The organism is Sphingosinicella microcystinivorans (assembly GCF_003634215.1).
Taxonomy (GTDB): Bacteria; Pseudomonadota; Alphaproteobacteria; order Sphingomonadales; family Sphingomonadaceae; genus Sphingosinicella; species Sphingosinicella microcystinivorans.
This window is the reverse complement of sequence record NZ_RBWX01000011.1, coordinates 1-23,841: the sequence shown is the minus strand read 5'-3', so window position 1 is coordinate 23,841 and position 23,841 is coordinate 1. Positions and strand designations below refer to the sequence as shown.

General features: G+C 65.0%; 15 protein-coding genes and 3 pseudogenes. 7 read left to right on the top strand and 11 right to left on the bottom strand.

Annotation, left to right across the window (positions count from 1 at the left end; genetic code table 11):
* Positions 1-10: 10 nt before the first annotated feature.
* Positions 11-2,680, bottom strand: a complete 2,670-nt coding sequence (gene pepN / locus DFR51_RS16425; RefSeq protein ID WP_160119083.1) for an aminopeptidase N — start codon at positions 2,678-2,680, stop codon at positions 11-13.
* Positions 2,681-2,778: 98 nt separating this feature from the next.
* Between pepN and DFR51_RS16420 the strand changes: the two genes are divergently transcribed.
* Positions 2,779-3,732 (top strand): SMP-30/gluconolactonase/LRE family protein, encoded by a 954-nt coding sequence (locus DFR51_RS16420; RefSeq protein ID WP_243445628.1) that lies wholly within the window; start codon positions 2,779-2,781, stop codon positions 3,730-3,732.
* Positions 3,733-3,788: 56 nt separating this feature from the next.
* On the opposite strand, the gene DFR51_RS16415 is transcribed toward DFR51_RS16420, so the two are convergent.
* From DFR51_RS16415 to DFR51_RS16390, 6 genes are all read right to left on the bottom strand, one after another.
* Positions 3,789-4,883, bottom strand: coding sequence for an enolase C-terminal domain-like protein (locus DFR51_RS16415; RefSeq protein WP_121053216.1), 1,095 nt, complete (start codon positions 4,881-4,883; stop codon positions 3,789-3,791).
* Positions 4,883-5,842 (bottom strand): ketopantoate reductase family protein, encoded by a 960-nt coding sequence (locus tag DFR51_RS16410; RefSeq protein WP_121053214.1) that lies wholly within the window; start codon positions 5,840-5,842, stop codon positions 4,883-4,885. Before DFR51_RS16410 ends, DFR51_RS16415 begins: the two co-directional genes overlap by 1 nt.
* Positions 5,843-5,951: 109 nt before the next feature.
* Positions 5,952-7,085 carry an acyl-CoA dehydrogenase family protein gene (locus tag DFR51_RS16405; protein WP_121053212.1) on the bottom strand — a complete coding sequence of 378 codons (1,134 nt, stop codon included), beginning with the start codon at positions 7,083-7,085 and terminating at the stop codon, positions 5,952-5,954.
* A gap of 28 nt (positions 7,086-7,113) precedes the next feature.
* Entirely contained in the window at positions 7,114-8,277 is a 1,164-nt protein-coding gene (locus DFR51_RS16400) for an acyl-CoA dehydrogenase family protein (protein ID WP_243445550.1), read from the bottom strand.
* A gap of 167 nt (positions 8,278-8,444) precedes the next feature.
* Complete coding sequence (locus DFR51_RS16395; RefSeq protein ID WP_121053207.1) at positions 8,445-9,212, bottom strand: SDR family NAD(P)-dependent oxidoreductase; 768 nt, start codon at positions 9,210-9,212, stop codon at positions 8,445-8,447.
* Between the two features lie 28 nt (positions 9,213-9,240).
* Positions 9,241-10,053 (bottom strand): HpcH/HpaI aldolase family protein, encoded by an 813-nt coding sequence (locus DFR51_RS16390; protein WP_170151801.1) that lies wholly within the window; start codon positions 10,051-10,053, stop codon positions 9,241-9,243.
* Between DFR51_RS16390 and DFR51_RS19635 the strand changes: the two are divergent.
* The 3 genes and pseudogenes from DFR51_RS19635 (at position 10,028) to DFR51_RS16375 (ending at position 14,821) form a co-directional block, all read left to right on the top strand.
* Positions 10,028-11,165 (top strand): annotated as a pseudogene (locus DFR51_RS19635) (threonine aldolase family protein). The gene DFR51_RS16390 and the pseudogene DFR51_RS19635 sit on opposite strands and share 26 nt — an antisense overlap.
* Before the next feature lie 121 nt (positions 11,166-11,286).
* Positions 11,287-13,443, top strand: coding sequence for a serine hydrolase (locus tag DFR51_RS16380; RefSeq protein ID WP_121053205.1), 2,157 nt, complete (start codon positions 11,287-11,289; stop codon positions 13,441-13,443).
* 37 nt (positions 13,444-13,480) lie between these two features.
* The gene (locus DFR51_RS16375) at positions 13,481-14,821 is read left to right on the top strand and encodes an MFS transporter (RefSeq protein WP_121053203.1); all 1,341 of its coding nucleotides are present in this window, start codon (positions 13,481-13,483) and stop codon (positions 14,819-14,821) included.
* Between the two features lie 28 nt (positions 14,822-14,849).
* Here the strand turns inward: DFR51_RS16375 and DFR51_RS16370 are convergent, their stop codons facing one another.
* The gene (locus DFR51_RS16370; protein WP_160119087.1) at positions 14,850-15,482 is read right to left on the bottom strand and encodes a TetR/AcrR family transcriptional regulator; all 633 of its coding nucleotides are present in this window, start codon (positions 15,480-15,482) and stop codon (positions 14,850-14,852) included.
* A 338-nt stretch (positions 15,483-15,820) separates the two neighbouring features.
* Between DFR51_RS16370 and DFR51_RS16365 the strand changes: the two genes are divergently transcribed.
* The 3 genes from DFR51_RS16365 to DFR51_RS16355 are packed head-to-tail and all read left to right on the top strand — an operon-like array spanning position 15,821 to position 20,062.
* Positions 15,821-17,374 carry a M81 family metallopeptidase gene (locus DFR51_RS16365; protein ID WP_121053199.1) on the top strand — a complete coding sequence of 518 codons (1,554 nt, stop codon included), beginning with the start codon at positions 15,821-15,823 and terminating at the stop codon, positions 17,372-17,374.
* 10 nt (positions 17,375-17,384) lie between these two features.
* A complete protein-coding gene (locus DFR51_RS16360; protein WP_121053196.1) occupies positions 17,385-18,908 on the top strand; it encodes a serine hydrolase domain-containing protein in 1,524 nt (507 codons plus the stop codon).
* Positions 18,909-18,922: 14 nt separating this feature from the next.
* Positions 18,923-20,062, top strand: coding sequence for an alanine racemase (locus DFR51_RS16355; protein WP_121053194.1), 1,140 nt, complete (start codon positions 18,923-18,925; stop codon positions 20,060-20,062).
* 49 nt (positions 20,063-20,111) lie between these two features.
* Here the strand turns inward: DFR51_RS16355 and DFR51_RS16345 are convergent.
* The 3 genes and pseudogenes from DFR51_RS16345 to DFR51_RS16335 form a co-directional block, all read right to left on the bottom strand.
* Positions 20,112-21,811, bottom strand: a pseudogene (locus DFR51_RS16345) (CocE/NonD family hydrolase).
* 433 nt (positions 21,812-22,244) lie between these two features.
* Positions 22,245-22,959 (bottom strand): annotated as a pseudogene (locus DFR51_RS16340) (ATP-binding protein).
* Positions 22,944-23,841, bottom strand: an 898-nt coding sequence (locus DFR51_RS16335) for a Mu transposase domain-containing protein (RefSeq protein WP_420853254.1), incomplete at its 5' end; no start/stop codon positions are given. The pseudogene DFR51_RS16340 and the gene DFR51_RS16335, both read right to left, overlap by 16 nt.

Here is a 23,841-nt window from a genome sequence, read left to right as displayed (position 1 = left end):
CGCGCCGTCCTCATTCCTCCGCCAGCGCCTTGTCGCACAGCTCGATCAGGCCCTTGGAGACGCCTTCGGCGTCGCGCATCGTCCTGAAGGCCAGCTTGATCAACTCCTGACGGCGCGGATCATATCGCCGCCAGCGCGAGAATCCCGAGCGGGAAACCGTCCAGTTCGACAGCAGCGGCACGACATGATCGACCCGGATCATCTGTTCGGCATAGACTCGATAGCCTTCGCCCGTCGGCTCGTGCACGCCGTAATGGTTGAAGTAGAAGAACTGTTCGCAGATGCTGAAGCACCGGCTGAAAAGCTTGAGGTTGAAGTCGTCGGCCGACATCAGTTCCTCGACGCGCGCCGCGGTATCCGACCGCGCCGCCGCAGCCTGCGCCCGATACCATTTGTCCGTCGCGAGCTGATCATGTTTCCAGCGGTCGCGATAGATCTCGATCGCCTCCGCCTTCTGTTCGGAGCCCGTCGCGCACAGGATCTTGAGCGCCACATATTGCTCGGTGATATTCCTTGAGTCCTTCACCTGCCTGAGCGCGAGGTCGAGCATGTCGGGCTCGCCCAGGCGGACGAGATAATCGAGCGCCACGTTGCGCAGCTTGCGCTTGCCGACCGTTTCCGGCGCCAGGTCGTAAGGTCCGGTGCCGCCATTTTGCTCGTAGGCCTTGAGCAGCAGATCGGCACCCTTGCGGGCGACGGCCTGCGCGGTGAACGCCCAGGCCTCATGCACCCCGTCGACGTCGAACACGTCCATCCACTCGCCGATCGTCCGCTCGTCGGGAAGCCCCAGAAGATCGGCGCGCAGCCGCGGCGACAGCCGCTGATCGTCAAGCGGCGACAGGAAGGCCGCGACGAAGGCGTCGTCGACGGCGGGCGTCTGTCCCTCGGCCAGCCGGGCGACGTCCCGGAGAATGACGCGGGCCGCGTAGGACTGCCCGGCATCCCATCGAGCGAAGATGTCCTGATCGTAGCGGACCAGATGCGCCAGATCGGCGTCCTGCGGGTCATCCTTGATCCGCACCGGCGCCGAGAAATAGCGGTGGCGCGACAGCACCGGGCGTTCGTTGACACCGATGAAGGTGACGCGCTGGCGACGCTCGGTGAAATCGATCACGCGCGTACCCGGCTGCGGCACGCCGTTTTCGCCGGCGAGACGGGCCGGCATTTCCTGTCCCCGATGGTCGAGCAACGCAACCGCGAGCGGAATGTGAAGTGGCTGCTTGGTCCGTTCGCCGGGGGTCTGCGTCGTTTCCTGCGCCAGGTCGATATGGAACTCCCCCGCCGCCTCGTCATACTCGGTCGCGATGCTGACTTCGGTCGTCCCGGCCTGATAGAACCAGCGCCGGAACTGCGAGAGATCGATGCCGCTCTCCTCCTCGTAGCAGCCCAGAAACTCCTCGATGGTCGCCGCGGTGCCGTCGTAACGGTCGAAGAAGGCGGCGACGACCTCGCAGAAGCGGGGCCGCCCGACCATCCACATCAGCATGAACATGCATTCCTGGCCCTTGTCGTAGACCGTGTTGGTGAAGAGGTTGCGCGGTTCGATATAGGCATCCCAGATGATCGGATGCGCGGTGGGGCTGTCGTCCTCGGTGAACTGGTTGTTGCGGATGTGGCGGCACATGTTAATGCGCACCGATCCGAACTCGGTCACGTCGGCGAGGAACAGCTGGTCGCGAAACCGCGTCAGACCTTCCTTCAGCGATACCTGGAACCAGTTGCGGATGGTGACCTTGTCGCCGCTCCAGTTGTGGAAGTATTCGTGGGCCGTGGTCTTCTTGCGATACTCGTACTCGTCGTCGGACGTATTCGTGGGATCTGCAACGATCCAGTTGGGATCGAACAGGTTCAGCCCCTTGTTCTCCATCGCGCCAGGCCCGCCGTTGAGGATGCCGACATTATAGACGTCGAGGTCATATTCGCGGCCGAACACATCCTCGTCCCACTTCATCGCCTTGAGCAGGAAGTCCATCGAATGGCTGCACATGTCGATGCTTTCCGGGCTGGCATAGATCGACACCTCGACATCCTTGCCCGATATGGTGCGATACGTTTCGGTCGTCCGTTTCAGATCGCCCGCGAGCAGCGCGAAGATGTAGCAGGGCTTGACGAAGGGGTCGTGCCATGTCGCCCAGTGGCGGCCGTCCTCAAGATCGCCCGCTTCGAAGAAATTGCCGTTCGACAGCAGGATCGGATACTTCGCCTTGTCGGCGCGCAGCGTCACCGTATAGCGGGAAAGGACGTCGGGGCGATCCTGGTAATAGGCGATCTTCCGGAACGCCTCCGCTTCGCACTGGGAAAAGATCTCGCCGTCATAGGAGGCGCACAGGCCCATGATCGACGTGTTCCCCTCGACCGTGACATCGTTGACGATCTCGAGCGTGAACATGTCGGGCACGTCGAAGATGGTCAGCAGGCCGTCGCTCTCGATATAGGCATTGCCCGACAGGACACGGCCATCGATGGCGACCGAGATCAGGTCGAGGCCTTCGCCGTTCAGGACGAGCGGATTGCCCTTGGAGTCGACGTCCTCGTTGCGCCGCACGGCGATGCGCGAACTGACGCGAGTCTTGACGGCGTCGAGGTCGAACTCGAGGTTCGTATGGTCGAACCAGTAATCCGGCGCGCTATAGTCGGAACGCTTGACAAGAGGGACATTGACCGATTTTGTCGCTTCCATAACTCGAACTCCCATTCCACTGGCTTCAATACCGCGCCGCCGGGCGTCGGGCGTCCATGCGCCCGAAGCCTGGCCTGCAACGGAGGTGTGCTTTGACGATGCAACTCAGCGATATCGTCCCGGTCGATGCGATCGGAACGGGCCTCGCCAGGCCGGAATCGGTTCTCGCGACCGCGCGCGGTGAGATATTCGCGAGCCATGTCGAGGGCGTCACCTGGATCGAACGCGGCGAAACCCGGCTGATCCGGCCGCGCTCCGCGCCCCGCGGTTTCATGCCCAACGGCATTGCGCTGGCGCCGGACCGGTCGCTGCTGATCGCCAATGTCGGGGACACCGGCGGTCTCTGGCGGATGTCGCTCGACGGCGATCTGGAACCGTTGCTGCTCGAAGTCGACGGCAAGCCCCTCCCGGCGCTGAACTTCGTCAGCGTCGACCGCGCCGGACGCGTCTGGATCACCGTCAGCACGGTCGCCAATCCCCGCTGGCGGCATTTCCGCCCCGACCGGGCCGACGGGTTCATCGTGTTGCTCGACCGCGGCGCGGCCAGGGTCGTCAAGGACGGGCTGGCCTGGACCAACGAAGCCGTGCCGAGCCCCGACGGCGGCTGGCTGTACGTCAACGAGACGGCGCTGCGGCGGACGAGCCGGTTTCCCATCCTGGCGAACGGCGATCTGGGCGCGCGCGAAACCGTGGCGCAGTTCGGGGCGGGCATCTTCCCCGACGGGCTGGCCTTCGATGCGCAAGGCGGCTTCTGGGTGGTGAGCGTGATCAGCAACCTGTTGATCCGGGTCGCGGCCGATGGCGGGCAGACGGTAATGCTTCGCGACGAAAATTCCGGCTTCACCGCCGCGATCGAGGCCGCCTTCGCCGGCGGCACCTTCGCCCCGGACATGATGGAAGGGGGTGGCGGTGAACGGCTCAACAACATTTCGAGCATGGCCTTTTGCGACGGCGACCTTTCGACGATCGTGCTCGGTTCGCTGCACGGACGCACGCTGGCGCGCTTCCGGTCGCCCATTGCCGGGGCGCCGCCGGTGCACTGGCGGTTCTGAGCAGCGACGGGGGCGCGGCAGGGCCGGGATGATCGCGACGGCGTAACGGCTCCCTCCTAATGTACGCGGTAACGCGCGACCGCGGCTTGGTCCCACAGCAGGCCGATGCCCGGCCGATCGGGGGCGATCACATGCCCGGCCTCGGCGGTCAGCGGCTCGTGCAGCAGCGGCGCGGCCCAGTCGATATGCTCGTGCCAGTCAGCGCCGGGCGTGACAGCGAGAAGGTGCGCGGACACCTCCGGAAAGAGGTGAGAGGAGACCCGTGTTGTCGGCGGCAGGTTCTTCGTCGCGTGCAGCCAGCCCGTCACGCCGCCGATCCGCGCGGCGTCGAGCATGATCGGCCCCTTCCAGCCGGCCTCCAAGCCGGCCCGCAACTCGATGCCGTCGTGCAGATTCTCGCCCAGCTGGATCGGCGTGGCGAATGTGCGCGCGAGCCGGACATAGGATGCCCAGTCGGCATGGGGCAGCGGCTCCTCGATCCAGGCAAGCCCGCTCTGGTCGAGGATGTGACAGCGTTTCAGCGCCTCGGGAAGGTCGAGCGCCTGGTTGTAGTCGGCCAGTATCGCCGCCCCGGCCGGAAGCGCGTTCCGGATCGCGGACACGATCTCCAGATCCTCTTCCGCGCTGGCATAGCCCAGACGGACCTTCACCCCGGCGAAGGACTGCGTCAGCTCGCGTGCTTCTTCACCCACCGTGTCGACCGACGCGATGCAGAGGCCCGCCGAATTGTAGCTTCTGAGCCGCCGGGGCCCGGCACCGATCAGGCGGGCCAGCGACTGGCCGGCAAGTTTGGCTGAGGCGTCCCATATCGCCATGTCGAGACCCGACAGCGCCATCCGGACCAACCCTGTCAGGCCGATGAGGATGAAGGACCGCGCCACTAGGGCGGATGCGGCCTGCGGCTCCAGTGCCCGACCGGCACAAATCCCCGCTGCGTCGTGCGCGATCGCCATGATCCCGGCTGCCGCGCTCCTGCGATAGCAGAAGATGTAGCTTTGCCCGGTGACGCCTTCATCCGTCCTGAGATCGAACAGCAGCAGTCCGGCCTCGGCGACCGTGCCGTTCGCGGTGCGGATCGGACGCCGCAATGGCACTTCGCAATAGCGCAGATCGAGCGCGCGTGCCGTAACGGAGGGTGGGGCCACGTCCATCACGGCCCGGCCCGTCTTCGCTCGAGCGACTCGCGGTGCTGCCGCGCGGCGTAGGTCCTGAAATGAAGGTCGACCAGGGGCAGCAGCGCCATGTCGCACCCGAGCGCACGGCCGCGCGCCACAAGGTCGCCGACCACATGATCGCCCTCGGTCGGGCCGCCGCGGTCGATGTCGCGGAAGGTGGAGGCCGCGTTCTCGGACCCTGCGGCGGTCAGCGCCGCGTCGCCGGTCTGGAGACAGGCCTCGCTGGGCGGAAAGCCCGCCGCCGTGGCGACCGCGGCACATTCCACGAGCAAGGCGCGCGCAAAGGCCTGCCCGTCCGCTGCCACCACATCGCCCACCTGCCCCCGCATCAGGCATGTTACCCCTGCAAGCGAGGACAGCAGAACCCATTTTTCCCAGAGATCCCGCAGGATGTCCGGGGACAGGCGGTTGTCGAAACCACATCCGTCCAGCGTCTCGTGCAGGCGCTCGATGCGATCCGAGCGGCGGCCGTCCAGTTCGCCGTAGGACAGCCGGTGGCGATCGTCGAAGTGCCGGACGCCTCCGTCGCCATCGAGCATGACGCCGATATGGCACAGGCCGCCGACGATCGCCTCCCGCCCGAAAACGTCCTGAAGCCTGCCGATATGCGCCATGCCGTTGAGAAGCGGCAGGATGGCCGTCTCCGGACCGACTGCAGGCCTGACGGCCGCGATCGCCGAGTCGAGATCATAGGCCTTGCAGGCGATGAGCACGGTGTCGAAGACGCCGAGCGTGTCGCCTGTCCTTGCCAGCGGCGGGTCGGCGAAATGCAGGTCGCCGTGGCCGCTGCTGATTCGCAGGCCAGATGCCCGCAACCGCTCGTATCGGTGCGGTCTGACGAGGAAGGTGACATCGCGCCCCGCCGCCAGCATCCGACCGCCGAAATATCCGCCGACCGCGCCGGCACCCAGCACGAGAATGCGATTGTGATTCATGGCTCTCCCTCACGGCTGCACGAACGCATGCGTCTGCATAACAGAACTTTGCTGAATTTAGAAAGTCTATTCTATTTCCGGTCCGGGCGGCAGCGACGCCGCGCCCCCGTCAATAGTTCAGCAGCCTGGCGACGCGGTTCGCATGGAAATAGGTGTCGCCGAGCGTTTCCATCGCCGCGCGTGCGCGCTTGAAATAGAGGCCGATGTCATGCTCGTCGGTCATGCCGATGCCGCCGTGCATCTGGACCGCCTCGTTGGCGGCCAGATGCGCCACTGCTCCCGCCTTGGCCTTGGCCGCGCTCGCCAGCAGCGACCGCTCGCCCGCGCCGTCGTCGAGCGCGCGCAGCGCCGCGAACGAGACGGAACGCGCCAGCTCGATCTGGCAGTAGAGATGCGCCATCCGGTGTTGCAGGGCCTGAAAAGATCCGATCCGGACGCCGAACTGCTCGCGCTGTTTGAGATGGTCGAGCGTTAGCGCGAAACAGCTTTCGGCGATGCCGACCAGTTCCGCGGAGAGCGCGGCGCGACCGGCGTCAAGCACCAGATCGCAAAGGCCGTCGGTGCCGTCGGACAGCATTGCGCTCTTCGGCACTGCAACCTCATGAAGCGCGACGCGCGCGGTGTTGCGGCTGTCGATCGTCTTCACCGGCGCAATCTCGAGACCGGGCGCGGATGCCGGCACGAGGAACAGGCCGATCGGCCCCTGATCGTCCAGGCGGGCTGCCACGATAAAAAGGTCGGCACCCAGCCCGTCGAGCACGAAGACCTTGCGGCCCGTCATGACGAACCCCGCGTCGCCTGCGCGCGTGCGCGCCGCAATGTGCTCCGGATCGTGCCGGGGCACCTCATCCACGGCCAGTGCCGCGATCGCGTCGCCCCGGGCGATGGCGGCAACATGCGCCGACCAGCGTGCCGCGGCAGCGCATCGGGTCAGCGCGGTGAGCGAGAGGACCGCGCTAGACAGTGCGGGAACGGGCGAAAGGTTGCGGCCGATCGCATAATGCATCAGCCCGGCGGCAACATAGCCGAGACCTGCACCGCCGTCGGCCTCGCTGGCGATGCAGCCGGCAAAACCCGCCTCGGCAGCGGCTTTCCAGACGTCCGGCTCGTAAAGCCGGACGTCTTCCCTGTCACGAAGCCGGCGAAGGCGCGCCACATCCGCGTGCTCGCCAAAGAACGCCAGGGCCGTATCGCGCACCATCTGCTCTTCGTCCGACAGGGACAGGCTTAGCTCACTGAACATGGCGTCGTTCACTCTTCAGCATAAGGATCTATTTGAGGCCCAGTGCGGCCCGGGCGATGATGTTCCACTGAACCTCGGTGGTGCCGCCAGCGATCGCGCTGGATCGGGAACGCAGCCAGGTCCGCGCCGCCGCGCCGCCCTCCTCGTCGAAGCGCAGCGCCTCGCTGCCGCCGATGCTCATCGCCAGCTCCTTGCGACGCATTTCCAAGTCGGCGCCGAGATTTTTTAGCACCGAGGGCATCGCCGGCAACGGACTGGTGCCCGATGTGACCTCGTCCGCCATGCGCTTCTTGAACGCCTCATAGGCGATCAGATCGATGTCATAGTCCGCCAGCGCGGCGCGCAGCATGCCATCGGGCGCTTCCCCCCGGGGCAGCGTTGCGCCGAGGTCGCCGGGAGCGGGCGTGACGCCCTCGAACTCGGACCCGCCGATCATCTCCCGCTCGTGCGACAGAATGTACTTCGCGATGTTCCAGCCGCGCCCCCTCTCGCCCAGCAAGTTGTCCCTGGGGACGCGGACATCGTCGAAGAACGTCTCGCAGAAGTCGGCATGACCCGAAATCAGCCTGATCGGGCGGGCCTCGATTCCCGGCGTCTCCATGTCGATCAGCAGAATACTGATGCCCTCGCGCTTCGATGCCTCGGGTTCGGAGCGCACCAGGCAGAACATCCAGTCGGAATCATGCGCATAGCTGGTCCAGACCTTCTGGCCGTTGACCAGCCAATGATCGCCGCGGTCCTCGGCACGGGTCTTGAGACTCGCAAGGTCTGATCCTGCGCCCGGTTCCGAAAAGCCCTGGCACCAGCGGATCTGGCCTCGCGCGATCCTGGGCAGATGCTCCCGCTTCTGCGCGTCGGACCCGAACCGCAGGATGGCAGGGCCGATCATCCACAGACCCTCGGACAGGATCGGGGGCCGCGCACGGATGCGTCTGAGCTCCTCCGCCAGCACCTGGACGGCCGCGGCGGAAAGGCCTGCGCCGCCATATTCCTCGGGCCAGTCGGGCGCGAGCCAGCGGCGCTCCACCATCCTGTCGAACCACATTTTCTGCGCATCGGAATCGAACTGCGCAACGCGTCCGCCCCAGGGCGCGTCGAACTCGCCCTTCATGGGGGTGCGCATCTCTTCCGGGCAATTGTCAGCCAGCCATTCGCGGACGTTGCGGCGGAAATCGTTGATGTCTTCGGTCAATCTGCACGCTCCCTGGACCCGACCGGACATCGGTCGACCACAGCCATGAACGTCGCGGAGGATCGTCCACATTTGCGTCCGTTACAAGAAAAATCGAAATCGAATTATATTTTTGTGAGGGGCGGCGCGCGTGGCCGCAATCGCTCCCGCGGCGCCGTTCGTGCGGGTCACTGCGCCAGAAAGCCGCCGTCCACGGCCAGCACATGACCGGTGACCATCGCTGCCGCAGGGCTGGCCAGGTAGAGCGCGGCATAGGCTACGTCTTCCGGTTCGGCGATCTTCCGGAGCGGCGTGGCATCGTAGATCCTGTGCATCACGTCGCGATCGTCGAGCAGCGGACGAATGAACGGCGTGTTGACATAGGTCGGCGCGACGGCATTGACGCGGATGCCGTCGCCGGCCCATTCCACCGCCAGCGCACGGGTCATGTTCACGACCGCGCCCTTCGTCGCCTGATAGGAGACATTGGGATATACCCCGCCACCCGAAAGTCCCATGATCGACGCGATGTTGACGATGGCCCCGCCGCCCGACTTCATCATCCTCAGCGCCGCGTGGCGCGCGCACAGGAACAGTCCTGTCATGTTGACCGCGACCACCTTGTCCCAGTCCTCGACCGAAAGTTCGACCGCCGGACGCCTGATCGCCCGGCCCGCGCTCGACACGAGGATATCGAGCCGGCCGAAACGGTCGACCAGACCGTCCATCGCGGAGGAGATCGCGGCTTCGTCGGTCACGTCGACCGGGCAGGCGACGGCTTCGATACCGGTCGCGGCAAGTGCCTCGGCGGCGGCGGCCGTCGCCGCTTCGTTGACGTCCAGAACGGCAATGCGCGCGCCTGCCTCGCCCATGATCCTGGCCGTCGCGAGCCCGATGCCGCTCGCCCCTCCCGTGATCGCCCCGACCTGTCCGTCGAGCTGGAATCCTCTCATCATGCGGCGCTTTCCACTCCCTTCGACAATGTTATCCGGGCGCGCGGAGCGTCGCCACGTCGCGGCTCAGCGCGGTACGCAGCATCGCCTGATCGGTGGCCAGCACGATGACCGCCGCGCCCCGTTCGCGCCAGGCCCGCGCTTCCTCGACCGACGCGGCGAAAATGGCCGTCGGCAGGCCTGCCGTGTCGGCAGCCCGGATGGCGGCGGCCACGGCGCGGTCGACCGCCGGATCGTTCACGTGCGCCGCGCCAAGCGCGTGGGCCAGATCGACGCGTCCCACGAACAGGCAGTCGATGCCCGCTACAGCGGCGATGTCGTCGAGCGCGGCGACCGCGTCAGGGTCCTCGATCTGCGCCCAGATGCCGGTGGCGGCGTCGGATGCGGCGATATAGTCGGCCGCGCCCATGCCGCCATAGCGACCGGCCCGCGTCGAGGGGGAGACGCCCCGGTCGCCCTCGGCGAATCGCGCTGCGCGGACGATCGCACGCGCCTGATCCGCGTCGGGCACGTGCGGCGCGACGATCGCGGCGGCTCCAAGATCGAGCGCCGCGCCGATCAAGGGGCGATCGCCGCCGGGCATGCGCACCAGGGCAGGAAGCCCGACGCTCATGGCGGCCATCAGGCACGTATCGAGGGCGGTACGATCGAACGGAGCGTGCTCGCCGTCCAGCACGATGAAGTCGACCCCCGTATGGCCGATGATCTCGACGATGTGGGGGGAGGGCGTTTTCACGAACGTGCCCGTCAGCCTGTCCCGCGCCCTCACGCGGTCGCGGAATGCAGCAGCAATCTCCAGTGGCGAGGGCAGGCCCGTCATGTCCGCTTCTTCCCGTCTTGCCATCCGCAGGCGGCAGGTCCAAAATCGAAATAACATTCTATTGCTAGCATGGGCAAGCCGGCGTGTGAATAACGATACCGCAATCGATCTGCGCAGCGACACATGCAGCAAACCGACCGACGCGATGCGGGCGGCGATGGCCGCGGCAGAAGTGGGCGACGATGTTTATGACGACGATCCCGCCACGATCGCGCTCGAACGGAGGGTCGCGGACGAACTCGGCAAGGAAGCGGCCGTTTTCGTGCCGACCGGGACGATGGCCAACCAGATCGCGCTCCGGTTGCACGCCGGCAATGGCGAGGCCGCGATCGTCGACGCCGCCTCGCATATCGCCGACTGGGAAAGCGGCGGTCCCGCGGCATTGTCTGGCATCAGCCTGCTGCGCGTGGAGACCGCTGGCGGCATCATGATCCCAAACGACATCGAGGCGCAAATCTACCGGCCGCATCGTTTTTCGCCGCAACGGATGCACCCGGTCGCGCGAGTGCTCTGTCTGGAGAACGCCCACAATTCCTCGGGCGGAACGGTGTGGCCGCAAGCGGCGCTGGATGCGTCGGCGGCCGCCGGGCCGGCCTCGCGCTGCATCTCGACGGGGCGCGGCTCTGGAACGCCAGCGTCGCGAGCGGCGTCGGCGCCGACCGCATCGCGGCTTCCTTTGACACCGTCAGCGTATGTTTTCCGAGGGTCTGGGTGCGCCGGCCGGGTCGGCACTCGCGGGCAGCGCAGGGGATGTCGAACGCGCCCGGCGAATCAAGCATCTGTTCGGCGGCGGCATGCGCCAGACCGGCATCCTCGCGGCGGCGGCGCTGCACAGTCTCGACCATCATCGCGACCGCCTCGCGGAGGATCATGCCCATGCCCGCGCCTTCGCGGAGAGGCTGGCAGAGATCGATGCGGTGCAGATCGACCTGGCGCGCGTTCAGACCAATATCGTGCGCTTCCGCCTCGCCTCGCCGGTCGCGGAGGCGGTGTCCGAGTGGTGCGCGGCGAAGGGACTGAAGATCCTCCCAGTTTCGCCCTATGCGATGCGTGCGGTGTTCCACCTCAACGTCCGCCGCGACCACATGCTAGGGGCCGTCGAGATCATCCGCGATGCAGTGAGCGGCATTGCCTGAAGCACCGGCCCGCTGGCCTCCGCTGTGGCCATCCGATTTATTCAGTTGCACCTACAATTAGAATTGATATTCTATTTTTTCGAAGTTCACGCGCCCAAGACACAGAGAAGGCCGAATTGCCATGATCAAATCCCATGCGAGCATGACAGGACGGCGTCCCGGATCCACCGAACGCCCGCTCATGCGTTACATGCGGACTGTCGGCCCGATCGGCTTCGAACGGCTGGTTTGGGTGGCGCTCCTGCTGGCGATCGCGACGGTCGTGGCATTTTTTGTGGCCAGGGCTGCCGGCGAGGACGGCGCGGGGCGCTGGACCGTATATTCCGACAACAAGCCGCGCCCCGCTGGCGAGCCGGTGCCGCCGCTATTCAGTGATCCTGCAGCTCTCGAGGCCTATGTCGACCGCAACCTGGGCGCAAAAATGAAGGAGGAGCATCTCGTCGGCGCGGTGTTCCTAGCGATCAAGGACGGCGAGGTCATCTTCCAGCGCGGCTATGGCGTGAAGGACCTGAAGACCGGCGAACCGATCAATCCCGAGACCGACATGTTCCAAGTCGCTTCGATCTCCAAGACCTTTCTTGGAACGGCCTTCATGCGGCTGGTTGACCAGGGCAAGGTTTCGCTGGACGATTCGGTTGCCAACCGGGTTCCGTCCATCGAGCTTGAGAAGAAGATCCGCTTCGATGAGCGGCCCGTCACTTTCCGCGATGTGTTGATGCACCGCAGCGGATTTCGGGACCTTTTCCTCAACAGTACCGCTCCCAGCGTCGAAAAGTTCGAAAAAATTCGTCCCGTCATCCGGGAATATCTGAACGAGCAGGGCGCGCCTCCCGGAGAGTTTTACGAATATTGCAATATCTGCATTTCGATGGCTGCCGCCGGCATCGAGGAAATCAGCGGCCAGGAATATCAGGATTGGCTGCAACAGCAGGTCTTCGATCCGCTGAACATCAAATATGCCGTGCTGAACATCCCCGGTAACGAGCGCGTGGAGAAGTTCCGCAAGGCCGGCAACTTCGTGGTCCCTTATGTCTATGATGAGGACACGGGCGAGTACAAGACCTACGGGGACTTCATCCGCAATCTCTACCCGCCAAGCTCGATCGCGATTTCGGCGAACGGCATGAAGAACTACATGCTGATGCATATGGGCAACGGCATGTTCAATGGCCGGCGGTTCCTGAGCCAGAAGTCCTACAACGAGATGCACAAGACCCGTGGCAGCAATGGCGAGCTGATGCCCGGCTTCCGCGTGCCCTTCAAGGAAGGCATCCGCAACGGAGTGGCCTATTACGGTCATTCGGGCGACTATCGCGGCACCGATTCGACGATGCAGTTCTTCCCCGAATATGGCTTCGCCTTCTTCCTGAGCTACACGGGCGACAACGACACCTTCTACCGCCGCTTCACGAACGACATCCTCGACACGGCGTTTCCGCGCCAGACGGAGACGGTGACGAAGAAGGATGTCCCGATTTCCGAACTCAGGAAGCTGGCAGGTCCCTACACCTCTTTCCGGTTCGACGAACCGACGCCGATGCAGCTCGTCTGGCCCCTCTTCGGGCAATATGAGGTCTCGGTCACGCCCGATGGTCTGGTGAAAATCGACTTCCCGTCATTCTTCTTCGGCGGCGGGCCGGCCATCTATGCGCCGCAGGGCGACGGCGTGTTCCGCAAGGTCGGCGAAGGCAAGCCCGGTCAGATCGGCGAGCTGCTGACCGACTCGCTGGTGATCGTGACCGACGAGTCGGGCCGGGGCCGGGCGATCAAGGCGAACCTGCAGAACCACAGTTTCATCCTGACCCGCATCCCGGACTGGAAAAGCGGCGACAACTTCAAGCTTCTCCTTGGGTTCGCCGGTATCGGCATGGCGGCGACGGCCGTGCTGGCATTGCTCTACGGGGTCGGCAGACTGGTCCGCCAGCGTGTTTTCAAGCGCGAGGTGACCACCCGCTTCTGGAGTCATCCGGCCATATGGGCGCTGGTGGGGGCGTCTGTCGCCGGGATCTGGTTTCTGGGACAGTTCATCTACACCTTGTACACTACGTTGCCGGTGAATCTGACCTATGGCTTCGATGATCTCGGGCTGGAGCCGGTATTCATCCTGCCCATCATCAGCCTTGTGCTCACCCTGGTCGCGCTGATTTTTGTCGTGCGGCTCTGGGTCAGGCGGGAACTCGGCTTGATCGTCCGGATCGTCGCAACGCTGGCGCTTCTTCCGCTGATGGTCTGGGTGTTCCTTTCCTATCAATCGGAACTGCTGACCTTTTACTTCTGAAGATCGGCAGAAACATCACGCGGCGTAGGGGGCGGCAATGAGCAATGATGGTGAGAGCGGCGTTACCGCATCGGAAACACGGGCCGACTGGCCCAAGCTGACGGTCATTGCCTTCATGTACATGGCCCAAACCTTCCCGGCGGGTTTCGCGGCGGGTCTGATGCCCACGCTGTACCGGGAACAGGGTCTGGCGCTGGAGAAGTTCTGGCTCTTCAGCCTGGCCATCATCCCCTATTGGGTTCGCTGGGCGATCGCGCCGGTCGTCGACAGCTACTGGTCGCCGCGCATCGGGCCGCGCCGGTCGTGGTTCATCCCGTGCACCTTCATCGCGGTGCTCGCCTATATGTCGCTGGCGCTGTTCGAGCCGACCGAGGCCTATCTGTTCATAATCGTCGGCATCCTGTTCGTGAAGTCTATGTTCACCGCGACGCAGGAGGTGGCGATCGACGCCTACGTCGTCGACAATGTGACCAAGAGCGAGCGACCGACCGCCGCAGCGATGAACACGGTGTTCGAGGCGGCGGGGCAGTTCGCCGCGCTGGCGGGGCTTGCCATCGTCTATGACCGGTTTGGGTGGCAGGTGGCGGTTTGCGTTTCCGCCCTGCTGATGCTCGTGTTCATCACCCCGGCTTTCTTCCGGAAGGAAAGGGTCGACAAGGCCCAGCTCCAGCGCGCGCAGGAAGCGCGCGAAGGGGGCGCGGCGGCGCTCATCCAGCCGCTGGTCCGCTTCTTCCGGCGTCGCGACAGCTACATCATCATTCCGTTCGTGCTCGCCGGCGGTCTCTACACCGGCCTGATGTTCCCGATGGTCGGTCCCTTCCTGATCGATCTCGGTTTCGGAGTAGGAGAGATCGGCGCGATGGTCGGGACCGTGTTGCTGGCCGCCACTGTGCTGGGGTCGCTGTCGAGCGCGCGCCTGGTCGGCCGCCTCGGCGAGCGCCGGTTGATGTTCGTGCTCATGGTCGCGATCATCCCTGCCACCTTGCCCGTGGCCTATCTTGCCTTCACCAAGGCCGCGATCAGCGCGCCTGTCGCGATACTGGTGACCTTCCTGCCCTTCTTCGTCCTGTCGATGTTCTACGTCACCTTCGTCAACCTGCGGCTTGGCTACGCGTCGGCCTTGCAGGCAGGCACGGACTATTCGATCGGATCGGCGATTTCGCGGATCGGCCAGACCATCGCGGCGGCAATCGGCGGGTTCATCGCGGCTTGGAGCGGCTGGGCGGGCTTCTTTCTCGTGGCGGCGCTGTTCGGAATCGGCGCGATGTGGCTGTGCTGGTTCACCCACGCCCGCCTGCAGCGCCTGATCGAGGAACGCAACCACAGCGAGCAGGCTGGCGCTGCTCCGGCCGGGATCGGAGAGCCTGCGCTCAACTGACCGGGGGCCTGACCCGCGCGGCAGGCGGTCAGTCGAGATCCCTGAGGTGAAGCAGGCTGTCGAACCGTCCGTCGGTGATCTTGCTGTGCGGCTTCAGGAAAAGCAACCTGACCCAGATCGTTGCGACATAGGACGTCGCCGTTTCGAGATCGGGCAGGAGGTGACGCAAGGTGCGGTTCTGGACGACGTACAGTTCCTGCGCGATCATCTCGGTGATGCCGCCGACCGTCAGTGACAGCGCGGCAAGTTCGACTTCGTTGCGATGTTCGGGATCGACGAACTGCGCCAGCCCGGTACCCACCCGGTCATGCCACATGTTCAGCTTCCTTCGCCAGATCTGCGCGAATTCCGGCTCGTCCACTTCGGAAAGGCAGCGCATCAGCCCGGCATTGTCCCTGTACAGCTTCAGCATTTCGCGATTGTGCGCGATGACGCCGTTCTCGAAACTTCCGAACGGCCCGGCCTGAACGACCGTCTTCTCGAACCGGGCGAAGACCTCGTCGAGCAGTTCCAGGATCAGGGTGCGCTTGTTGGGGAAATAGTGGTAGAACACGCTCGTCGGGATTTCGGCCGCCGACGCGATCTGCTCCAGTTTCAGCTCGTGATAGCTATGGCTCTTGAGCAGGTCCATTGCCGCCTCGCGCAGCTTCAGACGGCGCATGCGCCCCTTGTTCGTCCGCGGCAGCGCGGGGTCCTTTTTGGGGGCAGGAGCTGGGGCTGATTTTCGAGCGATGCGGGTCTTCGTTTCGGCCATGACTTCGTTCGGATCCCTCTTGCCGCGGCTGCGCGGAGCGCAGCCTTAGCGTGCTGCCACCATCGGCAAAAGTGCAAAAACGCGCTTACACAAGCCGCGCCTGCCTCCGCCGAACCTGCGCATGGCCGCGACCCGGCAGCTGGTGCATGACCGGGCCGTGTCCCGACAGAACGTATTGTCTCCTTTACACGCTCCGTCGTGAAACCTAATATAGAATCGAAAATCTATTTTTGGGAGAGGCCTTTATGTCTTCGCCACGGATCGCCATGCTGGGGCTGTTCAGCGAGTGCAACGTCCTGGTACCACTTTACTCCGTCGAGGAATATGGATGGCTCGGCTTGTTTCGCGGCGCGGAGATCGAGCAGGCGATCGAGGACCCCGACGCCTTCATGGCCCCGGAAGTCAAGGGCTTCGTCAAGCGGATGGGCGAGACGGGTGCGTGGGAGCCCGTGCCCATTCTCCTTGGATATGCAGCATCCGGGCCGCCGTTGCCCGAGGCGCTGTTCCGCTCGCTCCTGGCTGAGATCATCGAGCGTCTGAAGGCGGCGGGTCCCCTCGACGGCGTCTATAGCTCGACGCACGGGTCGATGCGCACCGACCAGACCCTGGATCTGGAGGGCGTGCTCTATTCCGAAGTGCGCGATGTCGTCGGGGCGGATGTGCCCATGATCGCGATCCTCGATCTGCATGGAAAGCTCAGCCACCAGATGATGGCCAAGACCGACCTTGTGATCGGCTATCACACCAATCCCCACATCGACATGGCGGAACGGGGCATCGAGGCGGCGGACGCGATGCGCCGGATGGTTGCCGGAGAACGCATGACGAGAGCGGCCGTCCGCGTGCCGATGATCGCATCGCCGACCGGACTGTCGACGGTGCGGGGCACGTTCGCCGACATCTACCGCGATGCGCTCCAGGAATTGCCCGTGGGACGCGGCAACGTTACGCTCCTGGGCGGCTTTCCCTATCTCGACACCCCTTTCAACGGGTTGAACATTTCGATCGCCACCTGGAGCAACGGCCCCGAAGCGCGCGATCTGGCGACGCGCATTGCCCATCGCTGCTGGGAAATGAGGACGACGCCGCTACCGCCCTATACGCCGCTGGACGAGGCGTCCCGAATGGCGGTGCGCGCCGGCGAAGACCCCTCGCTCCCGCCGATCTGCCTCGCCGATGTGGCGGACAATCCCGGGGGCGGTGCGCGCGGCAACACCACCTTCATCCTGCGCCGGCTGTACGAGGATGGCGCGCAGGGTGTCGTTCTCGGTCCCTTCTGGGATCCGGCCGTGGCAGCGGAAGCGCACAAGGCAGGCATTGGCGGCCGCTTCACGGCCCGTTTCAACACGATCGAGCCGACCGAGTTCGCGGAGCCGTTCGAAGCGGATGCGGAGGTTACCGGCCTTTCCGACGGCAATATCCGGATCTCGGGCGATCTGGGCCGGGGCATGATGCTGAAACACGGGCCGATGGCAGCCGTGAAGGTGGGCGGCGTCACCGTCGTCGTGTCCACGGAACGCTTCCAGACATTCTCCATGGATCAGTTCGAATGTGTCGGTGTCGACGTCGCCAGCATCAGGACACTTGTGGTCAAGAGCCGCGGCCATTTCCGCGCAAGCATCGAAAACTACATCGATCCCGCCAACATCTACGAACTGGCCTTGCACGGGCAGACGACACCGGACATCCTCAAGGTGCCGTTCAAGAATGTCCAGCGCCCGATCTATCCGCTCGATCCTGACCTGAGCTGGGATCCGGCGTCCTGCGTACGGGAGTATCCCGCCAGATTGCCGGGATAGGGCAGGGTGCATGATTGTTTGCGACGTTGATCTCGGCGGCAGCGCCGCAGCTGCGGTGGCCATCGCCCCGCCGCGGTACGCGGGCCACCACCAGGAGACCATTGTGACCCCATTCGCTCACCGCCGGGTACGGTTCGCCGCGCCGCTCGCCGCTTTCCTCGCGGCGCTGTTCGCCGCGATCGCCGTGCCGTCGGCCCATGCCGACGCGCCGCCCACCGGCGCGCAGCTCGAACAGGATGCAGCGGCACTGATGGCCGAACATCGTGTTCCGGGGGTTGCTGTCGCCTATGACAGCGGTGGCGGCGCGGATGCGGTGTTTCAGCTCGGCGATGCCAACGCCATCTCCGGCAGCGACGTGACGCCGGAAACCCTCTTCGCGGCGGCATCGCTGGGCAAGGTGGTCACCGCCTATGGCGCGATGCTGCTCGTCGACGAGGGCAAGCTCGCACTGGACAGGCCGCTGTCATCCTATCTCAAGGAGCCGTGGCTGCCGACCGAACCCGCCGGCAACCCGGTGACGCTGCGCCAGGTGCTGAGCCATAGCTCCGGCCTGCCGAACGACATCACCGGCGGCAATCGCGCCTTGACCTCTCCTCCGGGTAGCGCCTTCGCCTATTCGGGGACGGGCTATGTGTATCTGCAGCATGTCATCGAGACGGTGACGGGCATGCCCTTTCAGGATTTCGCCCGCGACCGCATCTTCGGTCCGCTGGCCATGAACCGGTCCGGCTTCGCGGTCAGTCACGACTGGCGCGGCGATCTGAGCGCCGGTCATCTGCCCTTCCTGCCGGTGTCGATCGGCGTCGTCGTGGCGGTGCTCGTCGTCTTCCTCCTCCTTTGGCTCGTGGGCGCGGTCGTCCAGCGCGTCCGGGGGCGCGGCTGGGGCGTTCCGGCAAGCACGCTGCGGGTGATGGCGGGGCTGTCGCTGGCCGCGGTTGCGATCCTGGCAGCAGTTGTGGCGGGCAGCGACATCCTGCCGTCGCTCGCGCTTGCGGCCGGCGTGCCGCTGGTCGTCATCGGCCTGGTCTTCGCAGTCGCTCCGCGATTTGCGCCCCTGTCGTCGCGGGCGGTGCTTCGCACCGTGCAGCTGACGGCGGCGGCGCTGGTGCTTTGCGGCGCGTTCTGGTTCGCGGTCCGGGCTGTCTTGCTTCCTGTGCCTTTGCTGAAGGGCAATGACGTGAACGCCGCGTTCACGCTGCGGACGACCGCGGGTGATCTGGCCCGCTTCGCCGACGCGCTTGCGATCGGCAAGGGGTTGTCGCGCGAGAGCCGCGCGGCGATGCTTGCGCCGCAGATCAGGGTCGATGAGAACCACCAATGGGCGTTGGGGCCGTCGATCCTTCAGACCCGGACAGGTCCGGTCTATTGGCAGTGGGGCTCAAACCCGGGGTTCGAAAGCCTGATCGCGGTGCAGCCTGCAACCGGGCGCAAGCTGACGGTCCTGACCAACGCGGGCGGCGGCAACGATGTGGCGCGAGAGCTGGCAGCGCGTGTTTTCAGCGAGCCTGCCTCGGCTTTCAAGATCAACAACTGAGCGCGGATGAGACCATGAAGCAGCTGCTGGACCTCGAGACGCCCGCCCTTCTGCTCGACCGCGACGTGATGCGCGCGAACCTGACGCGCATGGCCGATCGCATCCATGCCCTCGGCTGCGACCTGCGCCCGCATGTGAAGACTCACAAGTCGCTCGACGTGCTGCGCGATGTAAAGGCGCTGTCCAGGCTGATCGGCATCACCGTCTCCACGCTGCACGAAGCGGACTATTTCTTTGCCGGGGGCGAGAAGGATATTCTCTACGCGGTCGGACTGACGCCGGGCAAGGTGAGCCATGCTGCGACGCTGATCCGCGCCGGCTGCGATCTGACGGTGATCAGCGACAGTCCGGACGCGATCGAAGCGATCCAGGCCGCGGCACGAGCGGAGGACGTCCGTCTGCCTGTCCTCATCGAACTCGACGTCGACGGTCACCGGTCGGGCGTGGAGCCGGACGGACCCGAACTGATCGAGATGGCGCGGCGCATAGCGGCCTCGGCCAATCTCGACCTCAAGGGAGTGATGACTCATGCCGGCGGCTCCTATGATTGCCGGTCGGTGGATCAGATCCGCGACCATGCCGCGCGCGAGCGGGGACTGACGGTCGGTGCGGCGGAACGCCTGCGCGATGCGGGTCATGACTGCCCGGTGGTCTCGATCGGCTCGACCCCCACCGCCATGTTCGCGGAGGATCTGTCGGGCGTGACCGAGGTCAGGCCGGGTGTGTACACATTCTTCGACCTGTTTCAGGCGGGTCTGGGCGTGGCGAGGCTGTCGGACATCGCCGTCAGCGTCCTCGGGACCGTCATCGGGCACAAGAAGGAAAAGGGCTGGGTCATCATCGATGCCGGCTGGATGGCGATGTCACGCGACCGAGGAACGGCCAATCAGCCGCAGGATCAGGGCTATGGCGTGGTGTGCGATCTGGACGGACGTCCGATCGAGGACGTCTATCTCGGCATTGCCAATCAGGAGCATGGCATCGTGATCGCCCGCCCCGGCGAGCCCGATCTCGACGTCGGCCGCTTTCCCATCGGGTCGCGGCTGCGCATCCTGCCGAACCATGCGTGCGCGACATCGGCGCAACATAATCGCTACGAAGTGCTGGAGGACTCCCGCGTGGTCGCGGAATGGCCACGCACGCACTTCTGGTAGCGAACGACGGGGATGGAGCCGGGGAAGGGCCCCCGCGGGCCGTGACGGATCAGTCCGGTACGACCGGCATCAGGATCGCACATCCCCCTTCGTTTCCGAGATGCAGCCTGTTCTTCGCCACCCGATCGTCGGTCAGTACCGCCGCGATCCTCGACTCCCGGCTGTTGGGATTGACGGGAAAGGCGGGGAAGTTGCTCGACGAGACATGGAGGCGGATGCGGTGTCCTTCGCCGAAACGGATGGCGGTTGAACCGAGCGTGACGGTCACCGTCGACGCGGTGCCGCTGCCGGCGAAACGGACTTCCGCGATGCCGTCGAGCACGTTGAATGCCTTTCCGTTCGGATGAACGTCGATCAGCTTCGCCGTGATGTCGGTCGCGGGGCAATCGGACGAGACCGTCAGCCGCACGTCGACAGGACCCGCGATTTCGAGCGGGGCGGTCAGCGCCCCGCTGGTGAACACCAGAACGTCCCCACGGTCCTCGAGCGGCCGCTGGTCGAACGCGCCGGGTGCCACCCCGCTCAGCAGCCGGCCACCCAGCGTGGGCGCGGGTGCCGCCGGGTCGAAGGTTAACGCGATCTCGCCGGGCTCGGCCGGCCCCCAGCGCAGCGCATGGTCCCGTCGAGGCCGGCACCCAGGTGCAGGGGCCGGACCCCGGGCGGGCGGGGCGGCCAGGTTTCCGCGCTGCGCCATTCGTTCGCGCCGAGCACGAAGTAGCGGACTGGCGGCGTATCGAGGGGATGCTCGGCGTTGCCCTTGATCCAGTGGTCGAACCAGCGCAGTTCGAGATCGCCGTTGCCGAACATCGCGGGGCCATTTCGCAACGCTTCCTGGCCGAAGACAAGGTCGCCGGCGCGGTCGTGCCCGAAACTGTGGCACCACGGCCCGATGACGAGGCGCTGGCCTGTACGTGCCTCGGGCGTGGCACCCGTTTCGCGCATCGCCAGGAAGTTCCGGATCCCGCCTTCGACGAAGAGGTCGTACCAGCCGCCCCATTGGAGCGCGGGAACCTCGATCTGGTCGGCCAGCGCCGCCGGGTCGACCGCGCGCCAGAAGGGCGCATTGGCATCATGGGTCAGCCAGTCGAGGTACCAGGGCGCTCCCGTTGCAAGTTCCGGCACATCGGCGAGGGGCCGGCGGGCCATCAGCGCGTTCGCGCGCCGGTCGGCCTCGTCCCGCATGGGCGTGCCGCTCGTCTGGCCGATCAGGACGGCCATCGATTCCCGGAGCACGTCGAGGCCTGACGGGCAGCCCTCGAGTCCCGGTGCCTGCGCCTGCCCGGTTTGCATGGCGGTCGCCAGGCACAGCATCGCCCAGGGAAGGGCAAGGCTCAGCTGGTACAGCCCGGATTCGCCATAGACCCAGCTGTGATTGACGCCCGATGGCGAGACATAGGCGGAGATGGCACGCAGGTGCGGCGGGCGCGCCAGCGCGGCGAGCCACTGGACATAGGCCGAATATGATCCGCCGAAAATGCCGATCGCGCCCGACGACCAAGGCTGCGCTGCCAGCCACTCGATCGTGTCGTGGCCGTCATCGGCTTCGCAGAAGAACGGGGTCCACGAACCCTCCGACGCGAAGCAGCCACGACAGTCCTGGAATGCCACCGCATAGTCTTGCTGGAGGAACGGCAGTCCGGTCGCTGCCACCATGTCCTTGCCATAGGTCGTGCGCGACAGCAGGACGGGCAGCGGTCCGCTCGATCTGGGCCGGTAAATATCGGTTGCAAGCGCGACGCCGTCGCGCATCGGCACCATGACGTTGCGCTGCACATCATAATCGGCCAACATGGGTTCCGCCCTTCCGGAAAGGCGGGCAGAAAAAGCACGTAATCACAGGTATATAGGCCGAATTCTGTGAAATGGCAGCTTCTCCGTCAAAATGACGGGGACGAGGGGAGTTACGTGGATTTGACCAAAGCGAGGCGGGGAATGGCGGAATTCCGCAGTCCTGTATGTTCTTGATATGTTCTTGAATCTGACTGAGCTTCGATCCCGCCTTTCGCAGTGTGCTCCGAGCTCCTGACCACAAGGAGTCCGTGCATGACACGGCCAATCTGTCTCCAGGTTTACATCTCCAGCGAGCTCAGCTCGCTGATCCGCAAAGCTGCCAAGGCCAAGGGTGTTGATTTTCACTGAGAGTTGACCCGGGGTTTTCACCGAGAAGTGGCCCGTCTGAAGGTTATGTTACCTGTGTTATCGTTGGGTCAAGATGGGGCTTCTCCTTTCTGGGTTTGGCCTGCTGGGCGGAGCTGTTTTTGAACCGGAAGCTGTCGTTGCCGGTCTCGAGGATGTGGCAGTGATGGGTGAGCCGATCGAGGAGCGCGGTGGTCATCTTGGCATCGCCGAACACGCTGGCCCATTCGCTGAAGCTCAGGTTGGTGGTGATGATGACGCTGGTGCGCTCGTAGAGTTTGCTCAGCAGATGGAAGAGCAGCGCCCCGCCTGAGGCACTGAACGGCAAGTAGCCGAGCTCGTCGAGGATCACGAGGTCGGAGTGAACGAGCCAATTGGCGATCTGCCCGGCCTTTCCTCCTACCTTTTCCTGTTCGATCGCCTGTACGCCCAGCGCCGTGGCGACATGGGTTTTCCCCGGTACCGGGGCCGCCGACCAGCACGACATTGTCGGCGACGTCGATAAAGTCGCAGCGGTGCAGTTGGCGGGCCAGCGCTTCGTTGATCTCGCTGCTGGCGAAGTCAAAGCCCGCCAGATCACGATAGGCCGGGAACCGCGCAGCCTTGAGCTGATAGGCCACCGATCGGACCTCGCGTTCGGCGGTTTCGGCTTTCAGCAACTGGGAGAGGATCGGAACGGCGGCTTCAAAGGCCGGTGCTCCCTGCTGCATGAGATCAGTGACAGCCTGGGCCATGCCGTGCATTTTCAGGCTGCGGAGCATGACAACGATGGCGCCGCTGGCGACGCATGGCGGGTCTCCCGACGCAGCGCATCATAGCGTTCCACATTGGCCAGTGGCTCGCTGACCAGCCTCAAGGCCTGTGGCGGTGTCACCGGCGGCGTTGTGATCGGTTTCCCGTCGAGCAGCCGGTGCAATAGATTGAGGATATGGGTCTTGGTCGGAACGCCCGCGTCCAGCGCCATTGCGACCGCGGTCAGCACGGCCTGCTCATCATGGTGCAGGACGAGCGCCAGGATCTCGACCATTTCCCTGTCACCGCCCGGATTGCGCAGAAGGTGTCGCTGCAGCCGCTGGAAGGCTTCGGGAAGTTCGAGGAACGGCGCCCCGTTGCGCAGCGCGTCGGGTTTACGCTGCACCACTGCCAGATAGTGGCGCCAGTCATAGACGGTATGCCCCGGTCCATCATGGGATCGATCGATGATGCGCTGATGTTCGCACACCACCTGTCCCTCGGCGACAACTAGAAAGCGGTCGGGATAGACCCGCAGGCTGACAGGCCGATTGGCGAAGGACGCCGGCACGCTGTAGCGATTGCGCTCCAGATGGATGAGGCAGGTCGGCGAGACGCGCTTGCCATATTCGACAAAGCCGTCGAACGGCCTACCCACTGGCATCAGGCATTCCACCTCATCCGCCCAGGCATCGGCGACCGAACCAGATTCGATCCCATGCGGAATCTCCTGCCAGAATGCCTTGCAGCGCTCCTCCAGCCACAGGTTGAGGGCCTCGAGCGTCTCGGCCTGCGGTGTCGGCTGCCACTGGAGTGGGGCCCCTTGGGTCGGAGAGAGGCTATGCGGCTGATTTGACCATGGCGCGGGCGTGATGCTCCTCGAACTGCGCGGGGCTGAGGTCGTCCAGTGC

Excerpts from the sequence above, each read along its gene's own strand:
- pepN (WP_160119083.1), bottom strand. The coding sequence starts at position 2,680 with ATGGAAGCGACAAAATCGGTCAATGTCCCTCTTGTCAAGCGTTCCGAC.
- DFR51_RS16420 (WP_243445628.1), top strand. The coding sequence starts at position 2,779 with ATGCAACTCAGCGATATCGTCCCGGTCGATGCGATCGGAACGGGCCTC.
- DFR51_RS16415 (WP_121053216.1), bottom strand. The coding sequence starts at position 4,883 with ATGGACGTGGCCCCACCCTCCGTTACGGCACGCGCGCTCGATCTGCGC.
- DFR51_RS16410 (WP_121053214.1), bottom strand. The coding sequence starts at position 5,842 with ATGAATCACAATCGCATTCTCGTGCTGGGTGCCGGCGCGGTCGGCGGA.
- DFR51_RS16405 (WP_121053212.1), bottom strand. The coding sequence starts at position 7,085 with ATGTTCAGTGAGCTAAGCCTGTCCCTGTCGGACGAAGAGCAGATGGTG.
- DFR51_RS16395 (WP_121053207.1), bottom strand. The coding sequence starts at position 9,212 with ATGATGAGAGGATTCCAGCTCGACGGACAGGTCGGGGCGATCACGGGA.
- DFR51_RS16390 (WP_170151801.1), bottom strand. The coding sequence starts at position 10,053 with ATGGCAAGACGGGAAGAAGCGGACATGACGGGCCTGCCCTCGCCACTG.
- DFR51_RS16380 (WP_121053205.1), top strand. The coding sequence starts at position 11,287 with ATGATCAAATCCCATGCGAGCATGACAGGACGGCGTCCCGGATCCACC.
- DFR51_RS16375 (WP_121053203.1), top strand. The coding sequence starts at position 13,481 with ATGAGCAATGATGGTGAGAGCGGCGTTACCGCATCGGAAACACGGGCC.
- DFR51_RS16370 (WP_160119087.1), bottom strand. The coding sequence starts at position 15,482 with ATGCGCCGTCTGAAGCTGCGCGAGGCGGCAATGGACCTGCTCAAGAGC.
- DFR51_RS16365 (WP_121053199.1), top strand. The coding sequence starts at position 15,821 with ATGTCTTCGCCACGGATCGCCATGCTGGGGCTGTTCAGCGAGTGCAAC.
- DFR51_RS16360 (WP_121053196.1), top strand. The coding sequence starts at position 17,385 with ATGATTGTTTGCGACGTTGATCTCGGCGGCAGCGCCGCAGCTGCGGTG.
- DFR51_RS16355 (WP_121053194.1), top strand. The coding sequence starts at position 18,923 with ATGAAGCAGCTGCTGGACCTCGAGACGCCCGCCCTTCTGCTCGACCGC.